General features: G+C 72.5%; 19 protein-coding genes and 1 pseudogene. 10 read left to right on the top strand and 10 right to left on the bottom strand.

The features are described 5' to 3' along the window. Positions 1–45 precede the first annotated feature (45 nt). The 4 genes and pseudogenes from AB0F62_RS09215 (at position 46) to AB0F62_RS09200 (ending at position 3374) form a co-directional block, all read left to right on the top strand. A complete protein-coding gene (locus AB0F62_RS09215) occupies positions 46–609 on the top strand; it encodes a histidine phosphatase family protein (RefSeq protein ID WP_361794258.1) in 564 nt (187 codons plus the stop codon). 236 nt (positions 610–845) lie between these two features. Continuing rightward, positions 846–1861 (top strand): annotated as a pseudogene (locus AB0F62_RS09210) (energy-coupling factor ABC transporter permease). Positions 1862–1863: 2 nt separating this feature from the next. After that, entirely contained in the window at positions 1864–2625 is a 762-nt protein-coding gene (gene cbiQ / locus AB0F62_RS09205; protein ID WP_361794255.1) for a cobalt ECF transporter T component CbiQ, read from the top strand. Further along, entirely contained in the window at positions 2613–3374 is a 762-nt protein-coding gene (locus AB0F62_RS09200; RefSeq protein WP_361794252.1) for an ABC transporter ATP-binding protein, read from the top strand. Before cbiQ ends, AB0F62_RS09200 begins: the two co-directional genes overlap by 13 nt. A gap of 16 nt (positions 3375–3390) precedes the next feature. Here AB0F62_RS09200 and AB0F62_RS09195 read toward each other — a convergent pair whose 3' ends face one another. Further along, positions 3391–3897 carry a MarR family winged helix-turn-helix transcriptional regulator gene (locus AB0F62_RS09195; protein WP_361794249.1) on the bottom strand — a complete coding sequence of 169 codons (507 nt, stop codon included), beginning with the start codon at positions 3895–3897 and terminating at the stop codon, positions 3391–3393. Positions 3898–3984: 87 nt separating this feature from the next. On the opposite strand from AB0F62_RS09195, the gene AB0F62_RS09190 reads away from it, so the two are divergent. Beyond that, positions 3985–4515, top strand: coding sequence for a YceI family protein (locus AB0F62_RS09190; RefSeq protein WP_361794246.1), 531 nt, complete (start codon positions 3985–3987; stop codon positions 4513–4515). Positions 4516–4686: 171 nt separating this feature from the next. After that, positions 4687–6180 (top strand): cellulose-binding domain-containing protein, encoded by a 1494-nt coding sequence (locus AB0F62_RS09185; protein ID WP_361794243.1) that lies wholly within the window; start codon positions 4687–4689, stop codon positions 6178–6180. Between the two features lie 99 nt (positions 6181–6279). Here the strand turns inward: AB0F62_RS09185 and AB0F62_RS09180 are convergent, their stop codons facing one another. From AB0F62_RS09180 to AB0F62_RS09160, 5 genes are all read right to left on the bottom strand, one after another. Then, a complete protein-coding gene (locus tag AB0F62_RS09180; RefSeq protein ID WP_361794240.1) occupies positions 6280–7923 on the bottom strand; it encodes a glycosyl hydrolase family 18 protein in 1644 nt (547 codons plus the stop codon). 250 nt (positions 7924–8173) lie between these two features. Next, positions 8174–10714 carry a SpoIIE family protein phosphatase gene (locus AB0F62_RS09175; RefSeq protein ID WP_361794237.1) on the bottom strand — a complete coding sequence of 847 codons (2541 nt, stop codon included), beginning with the start codon at positions 10712–10714 and terminating at the stop codon, positions 8174–8176. Positions 10715–10792: 78 nt separating this feature from the next. Next, positions 10793–11035 (bottom strand): hypothetical protein, encoded by a 243-nt coding sequence (locus AB0F62_RS09170; RefSeq protein WP_361794234.1) that lies wholly within the window; start codon positions 11033–11035, stop codon positions 10793–10795. A gap of 60 nt (positions 11036–11095) precedes the next feature. Then, positions 11096–11917: an ABC transporter permease gene (locus tag AB0F62_RS09165; protein ID WP_361794231.1), complete on the bottom strand. Its 822-nt coding sequence runs from the start codon at positions 11915–11917 to the stop codon at positions 11096–11098. Further along, on the bottom strand, positions 11914–12897 hold the full coding sequence (locus AB0F62_RS09160) for an ATP-binding cassette domain-containing protein (protein ID WP_361794228.1): 984 nt from the start codon (positions 12895–12897) through the stop codon (positions 11914–11916). Before AB0F62_RS09160 ends, AB0F62_RS09165 begins: the two co-directional genes overlap by 4 nt. A 64-nt stretch (positions 12898–12961) precedes the next feature. On the opposite strand from AB0F62_RS09160, the gene AB0F62_RS09155 reads away from it, so the two are divergent. Both AB0F62_RS09155 and AB0F62_RS09150 read left to right on the top strand, forming a co-directional pair. Next, positions 12962–13717 carry a TetR/AcrR family transcriptional regulator C-terminal domain-containing protein gene (locus AB0F62_RS09155; protein ID WP_361794226.1) on the top strand — a complete coding sequence of 252 codons (756 nt, stop codon included), beginning with the start codon at positions 12962–12964 and terminating at the stop codon, positions 13715–13717. 188 nt (positions 13718–13905) lie between these two features. Further along, positions 13906–15090 (top strand): magnesium and cobalt transport protein CorA, encoded by a 1185-nt coding sequence (locus tag AB0F62_RS09150; RefSeq protein ID WP_361794223.1) that lies wholly within the window; start codon positions 13906–13908, stop codon positions 15088–15090. Between the two features lie 34 nt (positions 15091–15124). Here the strand turns inward: AB0F62_RS09150 and AB0F62_RS09145 are convergent, their stop codons facing one another. Next, entirely contained in the window at positions 15125–15394 is a 270-nt protein-coding gene (locus AB0F62_RS09145) for a DUF1876 domain-containing protein (RefSeq protein ID WP_361794220.1), read from the bottom strand. 120 nt (positions 15395–15514) lie between these two features. Between AB0F62_RS09145 and AB0F62_RS09140 the strand changes: the two genes are divergently transcribed. Further along, positions 15515–15937 carry a CBS domain-containing protein gene (locus AB0F62_RS09140; protein WP_361794217.1) on the top strand — a complete coding sequence of 141 codons (423 nt, stop codon included), beginning with the start codon at positions 15515–15517 and terminating at the stop codon, positions 15935–15937. Between the two features lie 39 nt (positions 15938–15976). On the opposite strand, the gene AB0F62_RS09135 is transcribed toward AB0F62_RS09140, so the two are convergent. Both AB0F62_RS09135 and AB0F62_RS09130 read right to left on the bottom strand, forming a co-directional pair. Continuing rightward, on the bottom strand, positions 15977–16324 hold the full coding sequence (locus tag AB0F62_RS09135; RefSeq protein ID WP_361794214.1) for an STAS domain-containing protein: 348 nt from the start codon (positions 16322–16324) through the stop codon (positions 15977–15979). Between the two features lie 263 nt (positions 16325–16587). Continuing rightward, positions 16588–17457, bottom strand: a complete 870-nt coding sequence (locus AB0F62_RS09130; RefSeq protein ID WP_361794211.1) for a helix-turn-helix transcriptional regulator — start codon at positions 17455–17457, stop codon at positions 16588–16590. Positions 17458–17650: 193 nt separating this feature from the next. Here AB0F62_RS09130 and AB0F62_RS09125 point away from each other — a divergent pair, with 193 nt between their 5' ends. After that, positions 17651–18136, top strand: coding sequence for an ATP-binding protein (locus tag AB0F62_RS09125; RefSeq protein WP_361794208.1), 486 nt, complete (start codon positions 17651–17653; stop codon positions 18134–18136). Positions 18137–18155: 19 nt separating this feature from the next. Here the strand turns inward: AB0F62_RS09125 and AB0F62_RS09120 are convergent, their stop codons facing one another. After that, on the bottom strand, positions 18156–18395 hold the full coding sequence (locus AB0F62_RS09120; protein ID WP_361794205.1) for a DUF397 domain-containing protein: 240 nt from the start codon (positions 18393–18395) through the stop codon (positions 18156–18158). Positions 18396–18455 lie beyond the last annotated feature (60 nt).

Raw genomic sequence — 18455 nt, 5'->3', positions numbered from 1 at the left:
GGCAGTCGGCGATTCCGAGCGGTCGCCGGGGAGCGAGGAGGACGCATGACGACCCGGGTGATGTTGATCTCACCGGTGGTGAACGCGGCGCTGCGCGAGGCCCGTTTCGACGACGACGTGCCGCCGGACGCGCACGCGCTGGAGGCCGCCCGCGCCTCGGCCGGTTCCCTGCCCTCCGCGGCGGCGGTGCTCGTCTCACCCACCGTGCGCTGCCGTGCGACCGCCGAGTCGCTCGGCCTCGCGGCCGAGGAGTCGGCCCCCGCCGGATGGGCGCTGGGACGCTGGCGGGGACGGACCCTGGCCGAAGTGAGCGCCGAGGAGCCGGAGGCCGTCGCCGCCTGGCTCTCCGACCCGGACGCCGCGCCGCACGACGCCGAGTCGCTGCGCGATCTGTGCGCCCGCGTCGGGGCATGGCTCGAAGGACTCGCCGCGACGCCGGGCCGGGTGCTCGCCGTCGTCGAACCGGAGATCGTCCGCGCCTGCGCGGTACGGGCCCTGGGCGCGCCCGAGGCGTCCTTCTGGCGGATCGACGTGCCCCCGCTGACGGTCACGGAATTCAGCGGGCGGTCCGGCCGCTGGAATCTGCGGGCGGGACGGCCGCTGGTCTGAGCGGCCGGAGGACGGGGTCCCGCGAGGAGGCGAACGAGCGCGACGCCGGCCGGACAACGGCCGGACAACGGCCGGAAATCGCCGATGAAGCGCGGGTGAAGAGGCGACGGACACATGCCGTCAATGCGCGCCAGCTTTGGTCAGGCTCTTGCAAACATGTCGCAATAAGACTCTATGATTGAGCGTTCCATTTCGCCCACGTCCACGCCCACGCCAACCCCGGAGCGGAGCCCTCCATGCACGTACCCGACGGATTCATCGACACCCCGGTGTCGGTGGCGACCGGCGCAGTCGCGGCCGCAGCCGTCGCGGTCAGCCTGCGCGGCGCGCAGCGCGAACTCGACGAGCGCACCGCACCACTGGCCGGACTCGTCTCGGCGTTCATCTTCGCCGTCCAGATGCTCAACTTCCCCGTGGCCGCGGGCACCAGCGGCCACCTCCTCGGCGGCGCGCTCGCGGCGATACTCGTCGGCCCCTATACAGGGGTGCTGTGCGTGTCCGTCGTCCTGCTCATCCAGGGCCTGCTCTTCGCCGACGGCGGCCTCACCGCGCTCGGCGTGAACATCACCGACATGGCGATCGTGACCGTGATCGTCGCCTACGCCCTCTTCCGCGGACTGGTCAAGGTGCTGCCGAACGGACGCGGCGGGGTGACGGGCGCGGCCTTCGTCGCGGCGCTGATCTCCGTCCCGGCCGCGGCGGTCGCCTTCACCGGGATCTACGCGCTGGGCGGGACGGCCGACGTGTCGCTCGGCAAGGTCTTCACCGCCATGGTCGGTGTGCACGTCCTGATCGGCATCGGCGAGGCGGTGATCACCGCGGCGACGGTGGGCGCCGTCATCGCCGTCCGCCCCGACCTCGTCCACGGCGCCCGTGACCTGCGCCGCCCGCTGGAGCTCAAGGAGGCGACCGTCTGATGGCGGCCGTGACCACCACCCCCAAGCGCGGCGGCATACGGCCGCTGTGGATCGCCGGCCTGATCGCCGCCCTGGTGCTCGCCGGATTCGTCAGCTACTACGCCTCCGCCAGCCCGGACGGCCTGGAGAAGGTCGCCGCGGACCACGGCATCGACAAGAAGGCCGAGGACCACGCCGCCAAGGACTCCCCGCTGGCGGACTACCAGGCCAAGGACGTCGGCGACCCCCGGCTGTCCGGCGGCCTGGCCGGTGTGATCGGCGTCGGCGCCACCCTCGCGCTCGGCACCGGGGTCTTCTGGCTCGTCCGCCGCCGCCCGCGGACGGACGAGAGCTAGCCGTGGGAGCGGGGCACGCCCACCGGCTCTACCGGCACGGGCACTCGCCGGTCCACAGGCTGCCCCCGCAGTGCAAGATCGCCGCGGTCTTCTGCTTCGTCCTGGTCGTCGTGTCCACACCGCACACCGCGGTGTGGGCCTTCGGCCTGTACGCCGTACTGCTGGCCACGGTCGCCGCCGTGGCCCGCGTCCCGGCCGGTTTCCTCCTGCGGCGGCTGCTGATCGAGGTGCCGTTCGTCGCCTTCGCCTTCCTCATGCCGTTCGTCGCCGAGGGACCGCGCACCGAGGTGCTGGGTCTGTCCCTCAGCGTGCACGGCCTGTGGGGCGCCTGGAACATCCTGGCCAAGGGCACCCTCGGCGTCGCCGCCTCCGTGCTGCTGGCCTCCACCACCGAGTTGCGCGAACTCATCCTCGGCCTGCAGCGGTTGCGGCTGCCCGCGCTGCTGGTGCAGATCGCCTCGTTCATGATCCGGTACGGGGACGTCATCACCGACGAGATGCGCCGCATGCGCATCGCCCGCGCCTCACGTGGCTTCGAGGCGCGGGGCCCGCGCCACTGGGGGGTGCTCGCCAAGTCCGCGGGTGCCCTCTTCATCCGCTCGTACGAGCGCGGCGAACGCGTACACCTGGCCATGGTCAGCCGCGGCTACGCCGGCAGCATGCCGGTGATCGACGACGTCACCGCCTCGCGCGCCCAGTGGTCGTACGCGGCCGCGCTCCCGGCCGCCGCGCTGCCGGTCTGCCTGATGGGATGGTTCCTGTGACTCCTTCGCTCGAGGTCAAGGGCCTCGCCTACGCCTATCCCGACGGCCACCAGGCGCTGTTCGGCGTCGACCTGACCATCGCGCGCGGCGAGCGGGTCGCCCTCCTCGGCCCCAACGGCGCCGGCAAGACCACCCTCGTGCTGCACCTCAACGGCATCCTCGAGGCCGGCGCGGGCTCCGTGACCGTCGCCGGTCTCCCGGTCGGCGAGCGCAAGAACGTGGCGGAGGTCAGGCGCCGGGTCGGCATCGTCTTCCAGGACCCGGACGACCAGCTCTTCATGCCCACCGTCCGCGAGGACGTCGCCTTCGGCCCGGCCGCGGCGGGCATGCGCGGTGCCGAGCTGGAGGCCTGCGTCCGCAAGGCGCTGGAGCGGGTCGGCATGGCCGACTTCGCCGACCGGCCCCCGCACCACCTCTCGTTCGGCCAGCGCCGCCGCGTGGCGGTGGCGACCGTCCTCGCCATGGAGCCGGAGATCCTCGTCCTGGACGAGCCCTCCTCCAATCTGGACCCCGCCTCCCGCCGCGAACTCGCCGACATCCTGCGCTCGCTGGACGTCACGGTGCTGATGGTCACCCACGACCTGCCGTACGCCCTGGAGCTGTGCCCGCGTTCGGTCGTCCTCAGCGGCGGCACCGTCGTCGCCGACGGTGGCACCCAGGAACTCCTCTCCGACGAGGCCCTGATGCGCGCCCACCGCCTCGAACTCCCCTACGGCTTCGACCCCCGCTCGGTGACCGTCCGGGCCTGAGCCCCGCTTCCCGGTCTCAGCCCCCGCACGGGGGCCCGGACGGCGGCTCCGGGTCGACCGCGGTGACCGCGTCCGTAAGGGCGTCGAAGCGCTCCGCGCCGCCGAGGGGCCCCACCACGCGCTCGCGCAGCGCGTCGGCCAGGGTGAGCGCCGCCGTCATCGCCACCTGAAGGCCGCGTTCGGTCAGCACCGCCAGGGTGACGCGCCGGTCCTCCCGGCAGGGGCGGCGTTCGATGAGCCCCGCCTCCGTGAGGCGGTCGGCGACCTTGGTGGTGCCCGCCGTAGTGAAGCCCAGCGTGCCCGCGAGCCGGTACATGGGCGCCGACCGCTCCGGCGTGGTCATCAGGAACCACAGCGCCTGGAACGAGGACGGGGCCAGCCCCGAGCGTGCCTCGACGTCCGCCAGCAACTGGTCCGTGATCCGCCGGAAGCCCGACTGGAGCGCGTCCCATCGCGCGAGCAGGTGCAGGTCGGCGGTGTCCGGGCACCGGCCGTCCGTCTCCGCGTGGATCTCCGCCGTCACATTGCCCAGGGTACCAACGCCAGCTATTGTCTAACTGGCTACTTAATATCTGGCGAGCTATTGAGCTACCGAAGGGTGCGGTATCCCATGACCGACTCGACGACCACCCCCACCGGGCTGCGCACGGGCACCTGGACCCTCGACCCCACGGGCTCGGCCGTACGGCTCGCCCACCGCACGATGTGGGGCATGGCCACCGTGAAGGGCACGTTCGGCGAGGTCGGCGGCACGGGCGAACTCGCCGCCGACGGCACCGCGCAGGGCACCCTCACCGTGGGCGCCGCATCGCTGGACACCGGGAACAAGCAGCGCGACACCCACCTGCGCTCCGCCGACTTCCTCGACGCCGCCGCCCACCCGTCGATCGTCTTCACCGCCCACCGGGTCACCGCCGGCACCGACGGCGCCCTCTCCGCCGACGGCGAACTGACCGTCCGCGGCAACACCCGTCCGGTCACCCTCACCGGCCGCGTCGAGACCTCCTCCGCCGAAACCGTCGTGCTCGCCGTCGAAGCACTCGTCGACCGGGCCGACTTCGGGCTCACGTGGAACCGGATGGGCATGATCAAGGGCGCCGCGACCCTCTCGGTCACCGCCCGCTTCGTCCACCGGGACTGATCGGCGCCGGTCACGTAGGAGCAGAACCGCACAGTCCCGCTCACGCCCCAACTACCCCATCGGCAAACGAAGTCGCGCCTTGCCACTTGTGTGGAAACCGTGAAAGGCTCCCGGCACCACAAGGCGCAGGCGCAGCCGCCTCCCGACGCCGAAGGGTTGGTTCTCCGCCCGATGACTGCCGCAGCCCCGGTCCCCGAGGCCGTACCGCTGTCCGAGTACTGGGCGGAAGCGCTGTGCTTCGCCCAGCTGTGCACGCTCACCCCCGAGGACGGCGGACGTCTGGCCGCCGACGCCTTCGACCGGGGCCTGGACCAGGCGCCCGGCGCGATGGACCCCGCGTTCGTACCGGGGCTGCCGGCGCTGCCGTTGCTGCTGACCGCCGTACGGGACACCGCCGCGGACTGGCAGGCCCGGGGCGAGGGGGACAGCCTGCAGCCGGAGTTCCGCATCTGGCTCAACGCGGAACGCGCCGCGCGCCGGGGCAGGGCCACCCGCCCCGAGCCGCCTGCCCTGCGCGGACTGCGGCACATGACGGAGCCGGACGCCGCGCTGCTGTGGTTCACGGAGGTGGAGTGCCGCCCCACGGCGGCGACCGCCCGCGCGCTCGGCGTCGACGTCACCGCGGCGCAGCGGGAGATCGACCGGGCCCGCGACGACTTCCGGGACCGCTGCCTCCGTTCCCACCAGGAGGAACCCCCCTCCGAGGAGTGCCAGGGGTACGCCGGGCTGCTGGACGCGGCCAGCCGGATGCCGGACGAGGCGGCGCCGGAGGATCTGCGCCGGCACCTGGGCCGGTGTGCCGACTGCGCGCGCACGGCCGTGTGCCTGGCGCCGCACGGGGGAGCACTGGGCGAGGCGCTGGCCGAAGGGGTACTCGGCTGGGCGGGCCCGGCCTATCTGGAGGCCCGGCGCCGGGCGGCCGGACAGGCCGCCGTCGCGCCGCCCCGGTCCCGGCGTGCCGCGCGGACCTCGCGTAGCTCGCGTACCGCCCGGTCGAGGAACCGCGTACCCGGCGGCAGGGGGGCCGTCGCGGCCGCGGTCGCGCTGCTCGCCGCCGTGGTCTGCCTGACCGTCCTGGTCACCGCCGACGACTCCGCACCGCAGTCCGCCGAGGCCGCGCCGACGGCGCAGGGCGGCAAGGACGGCGCCGCTCCCGGAGGACCCGGCTTCCCCCCGCTGCCCACCCCGGGCGCGTCCGGCGCGCCGGATGCCCCGGGGGACGCGCGGTTCCCCGAGGAGATCGAGCCCTCCGCCGCCGAGCACACGATCCCGGCCGCCGATGGTGACGCCTCGGACGACGCCGGCACCGGAGGGTCCGCGAAGCCCCCGCACCACGCCACGGAGAATCCGGCGCCGTCCTGCACGATCGCCTACGACGTGGTCGAGCAGTGGTACGACGGCTTCCAGGCCACGGTCACGCTCACCTCCCGCGTGGACCTCCGCGACTGGACCGTCGGCTGGACCTACTCCGACGGCCGGCGGGTGACGCAGATGTGGGACGCCGACTTCTCCCAGCGCGGCGGGACGGTCACCGCCCGGGCCAAGGAGTACAACCGGACGGTGCGGGCGGGCGATTCAGTGACCTTCGGGCTCGTCGGCACCCGGCAGGGCACCGCCTCCGCGCCCACCGCCTTCACGCTCGACGGCGCCCGCTGCGACAGCTGAGGACCACCGGCCGCCGACCGCACGGGAACCCGGACGGACCGGGCCGGAGAGACGGTCACGACCCCGCCCCTCCGGCCCGTACGGCCCGGCTCCCGACGCCTAGCTCAGACCGTTGTTGATCGCGGTGATCAGCTCACCGTTGCTCGTGTCGCCGCTGAACTCCCAGAAGAACGCACCGCCGAGGCCCTGGTTCTTCACGTAGGTCATCTTGCCCGCGATGGTCGACGGGGTGTCGTAGCTCCACCAGTTGTTGCCGCAGTGCGCGTACGCGGTCCCCGCCACGGTGCCGGTGGCCGGGCAGGTGTTCTTGAGGACCTTGTAGTCCTCGTTGCCCGCCTCGTACGTGCCGGGAGCGGCACCGGTCGCGGAACCGCCCGGGGCCGACTGCGTGACGCCGGTCCAGCCGCGCCCGTAGAAGCCGATGCCCAGGTTGAGCTTGTTCGACGCGATGCCCTTGCTCTTCAGCTTCTGGATCGCCGCGTCGGAGTAGAAGCCGGCGATCGGGATGCCGCTGTAGGAGGTGAGCGGGGAGTGCGGGGCCGTCGGGCCGTCCGCGTCGAAGGCGCCGAAGTAGTCGTACGTCATCACGTTGTAGTAGTTGACGTACTGGGCGGCACCCGCGTAGTCGGCGGCGTCGATCTTGCCGCCGTTGGTGCCGTCGGCGGTGATGGCCGCGGTGACCAGGTTGTTGGAGCCGAACCTGGTGCGCAGCGCGGACATCAGGGTCTTGAAGGACGAGGCCCCGCTGGTGTCGCAGGACAGACCGCAGGCGTTGGGGTACTCCCAGTCGATGTCGATGCCGTCGAAGACATCGGCCCAGCGCGGGTCCTCCACCAGGTTGTAGCAGGAGTTGGCGAAGGCCGTCGGGTTGGCGGCGGCCTGGCCGAAGCCGCCGGACCAGGTCCAGCCGCCGAAGGACCAGAGAATCTTGATGTTCGGGTACATCTTCTTCAGCTTGCGGAGCTGGTTGAAGCTGCCGCGCAGCGCCCCGGTGTCCCAGGTGTCGGCGACGCCGTCGACGCTCTGGTCGGCGGTGTAGGCCTTGTCGTAGTCGGCGTAGGAGTCGCCGATCGCGCACTGGCCGTTGGTGACGTTGCCGAAGGCGTAGTTGATGTGGGTCAGCTTGCTCGCCGAGCCGGAGGTCACCAGGTTCTTGACGTGGTAGTTGCGGCCGTAGACGCCCCACTCGGCGAAGTAGCCGAGGCGGATCTTGCTGCCCGCGGGACCGGTCGGAGTCGGGGTCGGCGTCGGGGTCGGCGTGGGCGTCGGAGTGGGGGTGGGCGTCGGGGTCGGGGTCGGGTCGCCTCCGCCGCCGGTGCAGGAACCGCCGTTGAGCTTGCAGCCGCTGGGGCTGCCGCCACCGGTTCCGTTGAAGCCGAAGCTGACGCTGGCGCCCGGGGCCAGCGTGCCGTTCCAGCTCTTGTTCTTGGCGGTCCAGTGGTTGCCGGAGCCGGTCACGTCGGCGTCCCAGGCCGAGGTCACGGAGGTGCCGGCGGGGAAGTCCCACTCGACGGTCCAGCTACTGATGGCCGAGGTACCGCTGTTGGTGACCGTCCACTTGCCCTCGAACCCCGTTCCCCAGTCCTGGGTCTTGGTGTACGTGGCGGTGGTTCCCGCGGCATGGGCGGGGGTGGCCAGGCCGACGAGCGCGGCGAACGGGAGCAGCAGCGCGGTGAGCCCCGCGGCGGCTGTGGTCCTGATGCGTCTGGTGCGTGGAGTGCGTGGGGTGTCTCCAGTGCTCAAGGGGTGCTCCTCGAGTGGGGGGCCGACGGGGAAACCAGTGCCGCCTGGTGGGCGGTTGACGTCCATGTCATGCCCACCACAGTTCACTGGCAGGGTAGAAAGGTCTGGACCATGCGGTCAATAGGTCTGGACCATCTCGGACCCCTCGGCGTGAGAACCACCCCCACCGACCGTCACCGGGCGTACGGGTGAACGAAAAAGCACGGCGAGCGCCGCGCGGAGGGAGGGGTACGGAGGGCCGGAAGCGGCGTCAGGCCGGTTCGCCCACCGTGACCGTGTCGATGCCGATGCTGAGCCCGACCTCGGGGCCGTGACCGTCGAGGAACTGCTCCGCCCAGATGATCTTTCCGTCGTCCGTGTAGCGGGTGCCCCACCGCTGGGCGAACTGCGAGATGAGGAAGAGCCCGCGACCGCCCTCGTCGGTGGTGCGCGGATGCCGCAGATGCGGCGAGGTGCTGCTGGCGTCCGAGACCTCGCAGATGAGGGCGCGTTCCAGGATCAGCCGGAGCCGGATGGGACCGGAACCGTGCCGGATCGCGTTGGTGACCAGCTCGCTGACGACGAGTTCGGTGGTGAAGGCGAGATCGCCCAGCCCCCAGGCCTCCAGCTGACGGGTGGACATCTCCCGGGCCCGGCCCACGATCGCGGGATCGGCGGGCAGGTCCCAGGACGCGACCCGGCCGATGTCCAGGCAGCGGGTCCTGGCCAGCAGCAGCGCCACGTCGTCGTGCGGACGGGCGGGGGCCAGTTCGTCCACGACGCCGCGGCACAGCGCGTCCAGCGGGAGGTCCTCGGCCTCCAGGGCGGCCCGCAGCCGGCTCCGTCCGCTGTCCTGCGTCTCGCTCGCGCCCTCCGCCGGGGCGACCAGACCGTCCGTGTACAGCGCGAGGACACTGCCCTCGTCCAGCTTCAGATCGGCGGCCTCGAAGGGCAGTCCGCCCAGGCCCAGCGCGGGGCCGACCGGGAGCTCGGGGAAGCGGACGGCCTCCCCGCCGCCGGAGCCGCACCCGTCGCCGGCCGGCCGCAGCACCGCGGGCGGCAGGTGGCCGGCGCTGGCCATGACGCAGTGCCGGCTGACCGGGTCGTATGTCACATAGAGGCAGCTCGACCCGAGCGCGCTGCCGCCGACCCCGACGGTGGCGGTCTCCCCGGCCTCCCGGGCGACCTGGACGACCAGGTCGTCCAGGTGCGCCAGCAGTTCCTCCGGCGGCAGGTCCAGATCGGCCAGGGTCCGCACCGCCGTGCGCAGCTGGCCCATCGTCGCGGCCGCCTCGATGCCGTGGCCGACCACCTCGCCCACCACGAGCGCGACCCTCGCCCCGGACAGCGGGATGACGTCGAACCAGTCGCCGCCGACCCCCGACAACTCGTCGGCCGGCCGGTAGTAGGTGGCGACCTCGACCGCGTCCTGGGGCGGGAAGGTGTGCGGCAGCAGGCTCTGCTGCAGGACGAGCGCCGCGTCCCGCTCGCGTGTGTAGCGGCGCGCGTTGTCCAGGCAGACCGCGGCCCTGGCCACGACCTCCTCCGCGAGCCTCAGGTCCTCCCCGTCGAAGGGGTCGGCGCGGCGCAGCCGGAAGAAGAGCGTCACACCGAGGGTCACCCCGCGGGCGCGGATCGGCACCACCATCGCGGTGTGCAGCCCGAGTTCGCCGAAGTGGTGCGAGCGGCCGGCCGGCAGCCGGGCGCCCCACTCCGGTTCCAGCGGATCCAGTCGCGGGCTCAGCCAGGAGCTGCCGTCGGTCAGGCACCGGATGGGCGGGGTGTCCTCCCGGTAGGCGGAGACGGCCCCGATGCCGAACGCCGGCTCGGGCTCACCCTGGCGGGCCGCCCGCATCCCGGCCCGGCGCAGCGGCACGGCGACGGCGTCGCCCAGCGGGCCGGGCTGCGGCTCGGCGCCCTTGATGACCGACTCCAGCAACTCGACGGCGACATAGTCGGCGAGGTCGGGCACGACCACGTCCGCCAGGTCCTGCGCGGTGTGCATGACGTCGAGGGTGCGGCCGATGTGCTCGCTGGCCCGGTCGAGCAGGGAAAGCCGCCGCCTGGCCCGCCAGCGGTCGCTGATGTCGACCACGGAGTAGCAGACGCCCACCGGGACGCCGCGTTCGTCCTCCAGCCGCACGAAGGACATCGAGTGCGCCTGCTCGCGGCGCGGGTCGGTGCGGAAGCGGCCGACGTGCTCGTAGTCGATCACCGGCACGCCCGTCTCCAGGACCTGGCACATCTGCGCCTCCAGGACCGTGGCGTTCAGGCCCGGCTGGATCTCCCCGAGCCGGCGTCCCAGCCGCTCCTGGAAGGGACCGCCGCCGAAGCGCTCCAGCGCGGCGTTCGCCCACACGCAGCGCAGTTCGGTGTCGACCACGGCCAGCCCGATCGGTGTCTGGCCGGCGATCCGTTCCAGCATCGCCGGGGTCATCCGCGACCCGGCGGACCGAGCGGTACGGCCGGACTCCGCGGCCAGCACCATCCAGCGCACGGGCGAGACGCCGATGTCCTCCGGCAGCCCGGCCACCCGCACGCCCAGCGTGACCCGCATCCCGTCGTCACGGCGCAGGCGCAGCACACCCGTCCAGCCGCCCTCGGCGCGGCAGCGCTCGGCGATCTCCTGCGGCCGCCCCGCGTCCTCCGGGGCGAGCAGGTCCACCGCGGGGGCACCCAGGACGTCGGCGGCCCGCCGGCCGAGCAGCCGCTCGGCGGCCGGAGGCCAGCTCAGCAGCCGCCCCTCGGCGTCCAGCAGCAGCGTGACGGCGTCCGCCACGCCCGCGTCCACGCGTTCCTCGGGTGTCCCCATGGCCAGCCACTCCGTATCCGCCCGCAACGTTACGCTCCGCTCACCGTTCTTCCCACTCGGCGAACGCCCCTCACGGCATCACGGGATGCGCGGGAACACGCCGGTGGCGGTGGGCCCGGGATCGTGCCCGGCGCGGGAGGGGAGGGCGAGCGGCTGCGGGTGCGTGCCCGGCGAGGACGGGTCCTGGAAAAAGTCGATCATCTCCCCTGGTCCGGCTCCGATGCCGCCCCCGGGCGCCCTGGTACGGACGAGCCGGCCGACTGCCCCCGCGGGGAAGAGCGGCGCGAGGAGAGACCGGCCGACGAGCACCGGGTCGTCCATCTAGACCTCCGGAGTACGGCCCCCGCGGCCCCCGCGAATCAGGTTACTCGTCGGCCCCGGTCAGCGCCCGCCGCGTGCGTGCCGCCGTATCGCCAGGGGGACGAAGACCGCGAGCAGCGCCAGCGACCACCCCGTGGAGGCCGCGACCGGGTGGGTCATCGGCCACGCCGCGCCCGGGACGTCGGCGAGCCCGGCGGCCGGTCCGCCGAAGAACCCGCGGCAGGCGGCGGCCACCGCGCTGAGCGGATTCCACTCGGCGACGGCGCGCAGCCAGCCCGTCATGCCCGACGTGGGGACGTAGGCGCCGGAGACGAGTTGCAGGACGAAGGTGGCGCTGCCGAGCTGGGCCGCCGCCTCCTCGTCGCGCAGCAGCAGCCCGAGGTGGATCCCGGCCCAGCACATGGCGAACCGGAAGAGCAGCAGCAGGCCGTACGCGCCGAGCACCGGGCCCGGGCCCGCCTCGACGCGCCAGCCCACCGCCCACCCGACCAGGGCGAGCGGGACCAGCCCGGCGGCGGTGACGAGCACATCGGCGGCGGCCTGGCCGAGCGGCACCGCGGCCCTGCTGATCGGCAGGGTGCGGAAGCGGTCGGCCACCCCGCGCTGCGCGTCCTGCGCGGCCTGCATCATCCCGGTCATGAGCCCACCGGCGGCGACGGCGGTGAACAGCCCCGGCAGGAGGTAGGAGCGGTACCCGCCGTCCCCGGGGAGGGTGAGCGCGCTGCCGAAGACATAGCCGAAGAAGAGGAGCAGCATCAGCGGCATGGCCTGGGTGAGGACGAACAGCCCGGGAGCCCGGCGCACCCTCAGCAGATGGCGGCCGAGCATCGCCCATCCGTCGGCCGCGGCCCCGACGGCCCTTCCGTGCGCGAGCGTGGTCATGCGGCGTTCTCCTTCGCGGGATCGGGGTTCGTGGTGCCGACGACGGCGTCCCCGGTCAGCCGGTGGAACACCTCGTCGAGGGTGGGCGGCCGCAGGCTCGCGTCCACCAGCGGGACGCCGGCCGCGTCCAGGGCGAGGACGATGCGCGGCAGCGTGAGCGCCGGGTCGTCGCTCACCACGCCGACCGTGCGCCGCTCGTGGTCCAGCACCGGCTCCGCGCCCGTCAGCGACCGCAGCACGACGGCCGCGCCGGCCACCGCTCCGGCCTCGCCCACCACGACCTCCGCGGAGGAGCCGATGCGGGCCTTGAGCTCGGCCGGGGTGCCACGGGCGGTGACCCGGCCCCCGTCCACCAGGGCGATGTCGTCGGCGAGCCGGTCGGCCTCCTCCAGATACTGCGTGGTCAGCAGCACCGTCGTGCCCTCGTCGGCGAGCGCGCGCACCGCCCGCCAGACGCCCTCCCGCGCGGTCGGGTCGAGCCCGGTGGTGGGCTCGTCGAGGAAGAGCACCCGGGGCCGGGCGAGCAGGCTCACCGCGAGGTCGAGACGCCGCCGCATGCCGCCGGAGTAGCCGCGCACGGGCCGGTCGGCGGCTTCCTCCAGACCGGCCCCGGCGAGGAGTTCGTCGGCCCGCGCCCGGCCGGGGGCGCCGCGCAGCCGTTGCAGCCGGGCGAACAGTCGCAGGTTCTCCCGGCCGGACAGCTCCTCGTCCAGCGCGGTCTCCTGACCGGTGACGCCGATGGCGCGGCGCACCGCGGCCGGCTCCCGCACCACGTCGTGCCCGGCGACCCGCGCGGTGCCCGCGTCGGGGACGAGCGACGTGGTCAGCAGCCGCATCGCCGTGGTCTTCCCCGCCCCGTTCGGCCCGAGCAGACCGCAGACGCTCCCCGCGGGCACCGCCAGATCGAGCCCGCGCACGGCGCGCACACCGCCGAAGCCCTTCTCCAGACCCTCACTCAGTACAGCGTACGTGGTTTCCATGCGCGACACCATACCCCACTCCGTACGCCGTACGTAACTACCATGGTGGACGAGGTGATGATCGATGCCAGCCAGCACCGGGCGACCCGCCGCCCCCGAGGTGATCTGGACCCGCCCGGAACGGGCGGCCAGGGGCCCGCGGCCCGCCCACAGCCGAACCGAGATCGCCGCGGCGGCGGTGCGGATCGCCGACGCCGAGGGCATCGACGCGGTGTCGATGCGGCGCGTGGCGGCCGAGATCGGGGCGGGCACGATGTCGCTCTACAACTACGTGCCGCGCAAGGAGGATCTGCACGAGCTGATGGTCGACGCCGTCACCGGCGAGTACGAGCTGCCGGAGCGGCACTCCGGCGACTGGCGCGCGGACCTGATGGCACTGGCCCGGGCCAGTCGCGACCTGCTGCGCCGCCACCCGTGGGTGCCGCGGCTGTACACCTCCGTCCACGGCTTCAGCCCCAACGGGCTGCGTTACCTGGAGCACTGCCTCGCCGCCCTGGAGGGGCTCGACGAGGACGACGCCACCAAGATGGAACTGCTCGCGATGGTCCACGGCGCCGTCATGACGTACGTGAGCAACGAGGTGGCCATGGAGGAGCGCGCCCGGGCACTGCCGTGGACGCCGCTGGAGGAGCAGGCGGCGCGCATGGCGTACCTGACGGACCGGATCGGCGGGGGCGCGTACCCTCGCGTGGCCGCGGCGCTCGCGAACGCGGGGCCGGCGGTGGACATGGACGCCTACTTCGAGCGCGCGATCGGCCGCATCCTGGACGCGTACGGGCGCGGCGCAGGCCGCGACGGGAGCCCCGGCCCGGACGCCTGACCGGCCCCGGGCCGCGCCGGCTCGGGGCAGCCGCCCGCCCCGCGCCCGCGACCGCCCGGGCCCGCGCAACCCCCGGGCCCGGGGCCCGCATTCCGGGCCCCGGGGACCCGGTGCGGTGCGGCCCCGGCCGTTCCCCGGCGCGCTCGGGCTACGCTGCTCGCAAGGCCCGAAGAAGGGGGGTGCCGCCGGTGTCCGGGCGTCGACTGCGCACGCTGCGCGCACTGAGGAACTCGGCGAAGGAGAGGTCCAGGACGGCGAGGTCCGCCGGCCCCGTCGCGCCCTCGGCGCCGCCGGCCGGAACGGAGGGCCTCCCCCTGGAACCGCGGATCGCGGACACGGCCGCCGTGACCGTGAGCAGCGTGATGGACGCGGCCCTGTACCGCGACGGCCGCCGCATCTCGACGCCCGCCTCGCTCGCGGAGGCGTACGCGCAACTGCGCGCCGAGCCCGGCGCGATGGCGTGGATCGGGCTCTACCGCCCGAGCGAGGCCGAGCTGGTCTCCCTGGCGAAGGAGTTCGACCTGCATCCGCTGGCCCTGGAGGACGCCATCCAGGCCCACCAGCGCCCCAAGCTGGAGCGCTACGGCGAGACCCTCTTCGTCGTGCTCCGCGCCGCCCGGTACCTGGACGCTCCGGAGGAGGTCGACTTCGCCGAGCTGCACATCTTCGTCGGCCCCGGCTTCGTGCTGACCGTCCGCCACGGCGCCGCGCCCGACCTGTCCGCCGTGCGCCGCCGCATGGAGGGCAACCCCGAACTGCTCACGCTCGGGCCCGAGGCGGTGCTCTACGCGATACTCGACACGGTCGTCGACGGCTACGCGCCGGTCGTCGCGGGGGTCGAGAAGGACATGGAGGAGAGCGAGATCCAGGTCTTCGGCGGCGACCCGCAGGTCTCCCGCCGGATCTACGAGCTCTCCCAGGAGGTGCTGGAGTTCCAGCGCGCCACCCGCCCGCTCACCCCCATGCTGGAGGGCCTGCAGGCGGGCTTCGAGAAGTACGGCACCGGCGAGGAGCTGCAGCGCTATCTGCGCGACGTCGCCGACCACGTCACGCACACCATCGAACGCGTCGACGGCTTCCGGCAGGCGCTCGGCGACCTGCTCACCCTCAACGCGACGCTCGTCGCGCAGCAGCAGAACGCCGAGATGCGCGCGCTGGCGGAGGCGGGCTTCGAGCAGAACGAGGAGATCAAGAAGATCTCCGCCTGGGCCGCCATCCTCTTCGCGCCCACGCTCGTCGGCACGATCTACGGCATGAACTTCGACCACATGCCGGAGCTGCACTGGCTGCTCGGGTACCCCTTCGCGATCCTGCTGATGGGCATGGTCTGCGTCAGCCTCTACCTGGTCTTCAAGCGGCGCGGCTGGCTGTGAGGGGCCGCCCCCGCCGGGCGGCCCCGCACGGCGCTCAGATCCTGGGGTGCGCGGGCATGTGGGTGACTTCCTCGATCTCGTGCGCCGCCTTGCCGAGGAGCTGACGGGCGAGGTCGTTGAGCGCCCGGGCCGCCGCGAGCTCCTCGCCCACCCGTTCCTGCTCGGGGTCGGAGGGGTGCCGGTTGGCGAGCCCGTGCGACCTGACCTCCGTACCGTCCGGGAGGCGGAGCAGCGCGGCGGCCCGCGTCTTGGCGCCCTCCTCCCGGAAGTCCATCTCGATGTGCCATCCGACGAGGGTCTGCATGACGGAACACCTCCAGCGGTACCGGTGTCTCCTTCCAGCGTGCTCCCTATCGCGGAACTACTCCACCAGGGTGAGGATGGACGAAGGGAGAAAGGGCCCACGCCACAGGGAGGCGCCGTCATGACCACAGCACTGGACATCATGCACCCCGGCGCCATGTGCGTCGGCGAGCGGGAGACCCTCACGGACGCCGCCCGGATCATGCGCGAACAGGACATCGGCGCGCTGCCGATCTGCGGGGACGACGACGTGCTGGTCGGCATCGTCACCGACCGGGACATCGTGCTGAAGTGCGTCGCGGAGGGGCGCGACCCGTCCGAGGTCTCCTGCGGGGAGCTGGCCATCGGCCGGCCGCAGATCATCGAGGGGGACGAGCAGATCGACCGGGTCCTGGAGCTGATGGAGGAGTACCGGGTGCGCCGGCTGCCGGTGATCGACCACCCGGCCCACCGGCTCATCGGCATGATCAGCGAGGCCGACGTGGCACGCCACCTGCCGCAGGAACGGGTCGCCGAGTTCGTCTCGGCCATCTGCACCGACTGACATCCGCAGGAGCATCCCGGCGCCGGGTGGGCGGGGCGGTCACGGCCGCCCGATACGGGCGAGCGCCTCGTCCACGCTCGGCACCGGCCGGAAGGCCCTCATCAGCCCGGTGGCCCGCAGGATCCGCAGCGTCGGCGGCCGGGCGCAGACGAACTGCACCTGCCCTCCGTGGGCGTGGACGCGGCCGCGCACCCGGCACAGGACGGTCAGCCCGGAGCAGTCGATGAAGTCCACGGGGCCCAGGTCGACGACGAGGCCGGGGCCCGGGGCGCGGGTGAGCGCGTCGAGCGGTGGAGTGATCGCCATCGCCGCCACGATGTCGATCTCCCCGCTGAGTTCCACCACGACGCACCCGTCGCTCGTGTAGGTGCGCAGGTACGGGTTCACCGCAGCATGAGATCACCGGGCCGATCAGCCGACCGATATGTCAAGGTCCACTTCACTCGATCTGGTGAGATCTACGAAGAGCTGCATAATGCGTGCTCAGAGGGGGCTCAGAGGGGGGCGCCGACGGTCGTAACGGATCGTGGGTCCGCCCGGCCGCGGTGAAGTCCGACGTGGACCGTCCCCCCGTCAATCCGCCTCCCCTTTCCCGGGGCACCCCGTGACGCGGCCGCGTTGACGCGTTGTCACGACGCTTTCTGGGGTGGTCACATGTCGCGGAGGATGGCCTTCAGCCGGTCCCTCGTGGCGTCCGGTGACAGGGCGTCCGCACGCAGCTTCCCCATCACGACGCGGTACTGGTCCACTTCGTCCCGCTTGTCGATGTACATCGCGCCCGTGAGCTGCTCCACGTACACGACGTCCGAGACATCGGACTCCGGGAAGCTCAGCTGCGTGAAGGTACCGCTGGCACCCGCGGAATACCCCGTGAACTCCAGCGGCAGCAGCTGTACCGTCACATTCGGCTGCTCCGACACCTCGGCCAGGTGCGCGATCTGCGCGCGCATCACCTCGCGGCCGCCGAACCCGCGCAGCACCACGGACTCGTCCATCACCGCCACGATGTCCGGGGCGCGCTCCGAGCCGAGCAGCTTCTGCCGCTTGTGCCGCAGGTCCAGCCGGCGCTCCACCTCGTCCGCCGGGGCGTCCGGGTGCCCCAGCACGATGACGGCCCGGCTGTAGTCGTCGGCCTGCAGCAGACCGTGCACGAACTGCGTCTCGAAGGTGCCGATGACCGAGGCGGACTCCTCCAGCCCCACGTACGTCTGGAACCAGGCCGGCAGGACGTCGCCGAAGCCGTGCCACCAGCCGGCGACGTTCGCCTCGCGCACCAGGCCGAGCAGCGCCGAGCGCTCCACGTCGTCCGTGATCCCGTAGAGGGTGAGGAGGTCGGCCACGTCACGCTCCTTGAAGCTCACACGCCCGAGCTCCATTCGGCTGATCTTCGATTCGGAGGCGCGAATCGAATAGCCCGCGGCCTCACGGGTGATGCCTTTGGCTTCGCGCAGCCTTCGCAGCTGCGAGCCCAGGAGGATGCGGCGCACCATGGATCCGCTTCCTGACTGAACTGTGGTCATTTGCGCCTACCTTCTCCCCGTGGCATCCAGCAGTCTGCCACCTTCGCACTGCGTTCAGTACTCGATCGGTCACTCTCGATCGCCACTCCCGCATCATCCGCCCCGCGCCATGCAAATGCACGTGCATCCGCCCCTTGCATCGGCCACCGGCCGTACGGGACGATGACGTACGTGCCGATACCGGGTGGTGCGCATGTGGACTGAGAGCTCGGCCGGGGTCCAGCCTTTATGGAATGGGCTGGTTCCGGAGCGCCTTTCGTCGTCGAGCGCCACCTCCTGCCCGCTGCCGCCGCGCTTCGAAGCCGTCGGTGACGCACGCAGATTCGCGCGGACGACGCTCCGCGCCTGGGATCTGGAAGAACTCCAGGACGGCATCGAACTGGTCGCCTCGGAGCTGGTGACCAACGCCCTGCGCTACGCGCTTCCCGACGACGCGGCCCACGGGTGCGTCCGGCTCAGCCTGGTCAGATGGTCAACGCGCGTAGTGTGCGCGGTACGTGATCCCAGTTGCCACGGACCCGTCACCAAGGCCCCCGATTTCGTGGCCGAGTCCGGGCGCGGGCTGCATCTGGTGGAGTCCTTCAGCGAGACCTGGGGCTGGCATCCGCTGACCGGCACGGGCAAAGTCGTCTGGGCCCTGTTCCGGATGCCCGCGGAGAACGACGGCATGTCACATTGAGCCTCTGCGGCGACCGGGGTCAGTTCGCCACAAAATGATCGAACTCCCCGTTCTTCATCCCCACGATGAGGGATTCGATCTCTTCCTTCGTATAAATCAGCGCCGGTCCGTCCGGAAAACGCGAATTGCGCACCGCCACGTCACCGTCCGGCAGCGCCGCCAGCTCTACACACTGGCCGTTCGCATTGCTGTGCCGGCTCTTCTGCCACTCCACTCCGAGGAGATCGGACGCGGCCATGCCGTTGTACGTGTGGCGCATGCTTCTCTCCAGGTAAGTGCCCTACAGAACAGGGGAGATGATAGCCAGAGACGAAGTCCC

The organism is Streptomyces sp. NPDC026673 (assembly GCF_040638135.1).
GTDB lineage: Bacteria > Actinomycetota > Actinomycetes > Streptomycetales > Streptomycetaceae > Actinacidiphila.
Note: the sequence above shows the minus strand (reverse complement) of the source record. Positions and strands in the feature narration are given on the sequence as shown.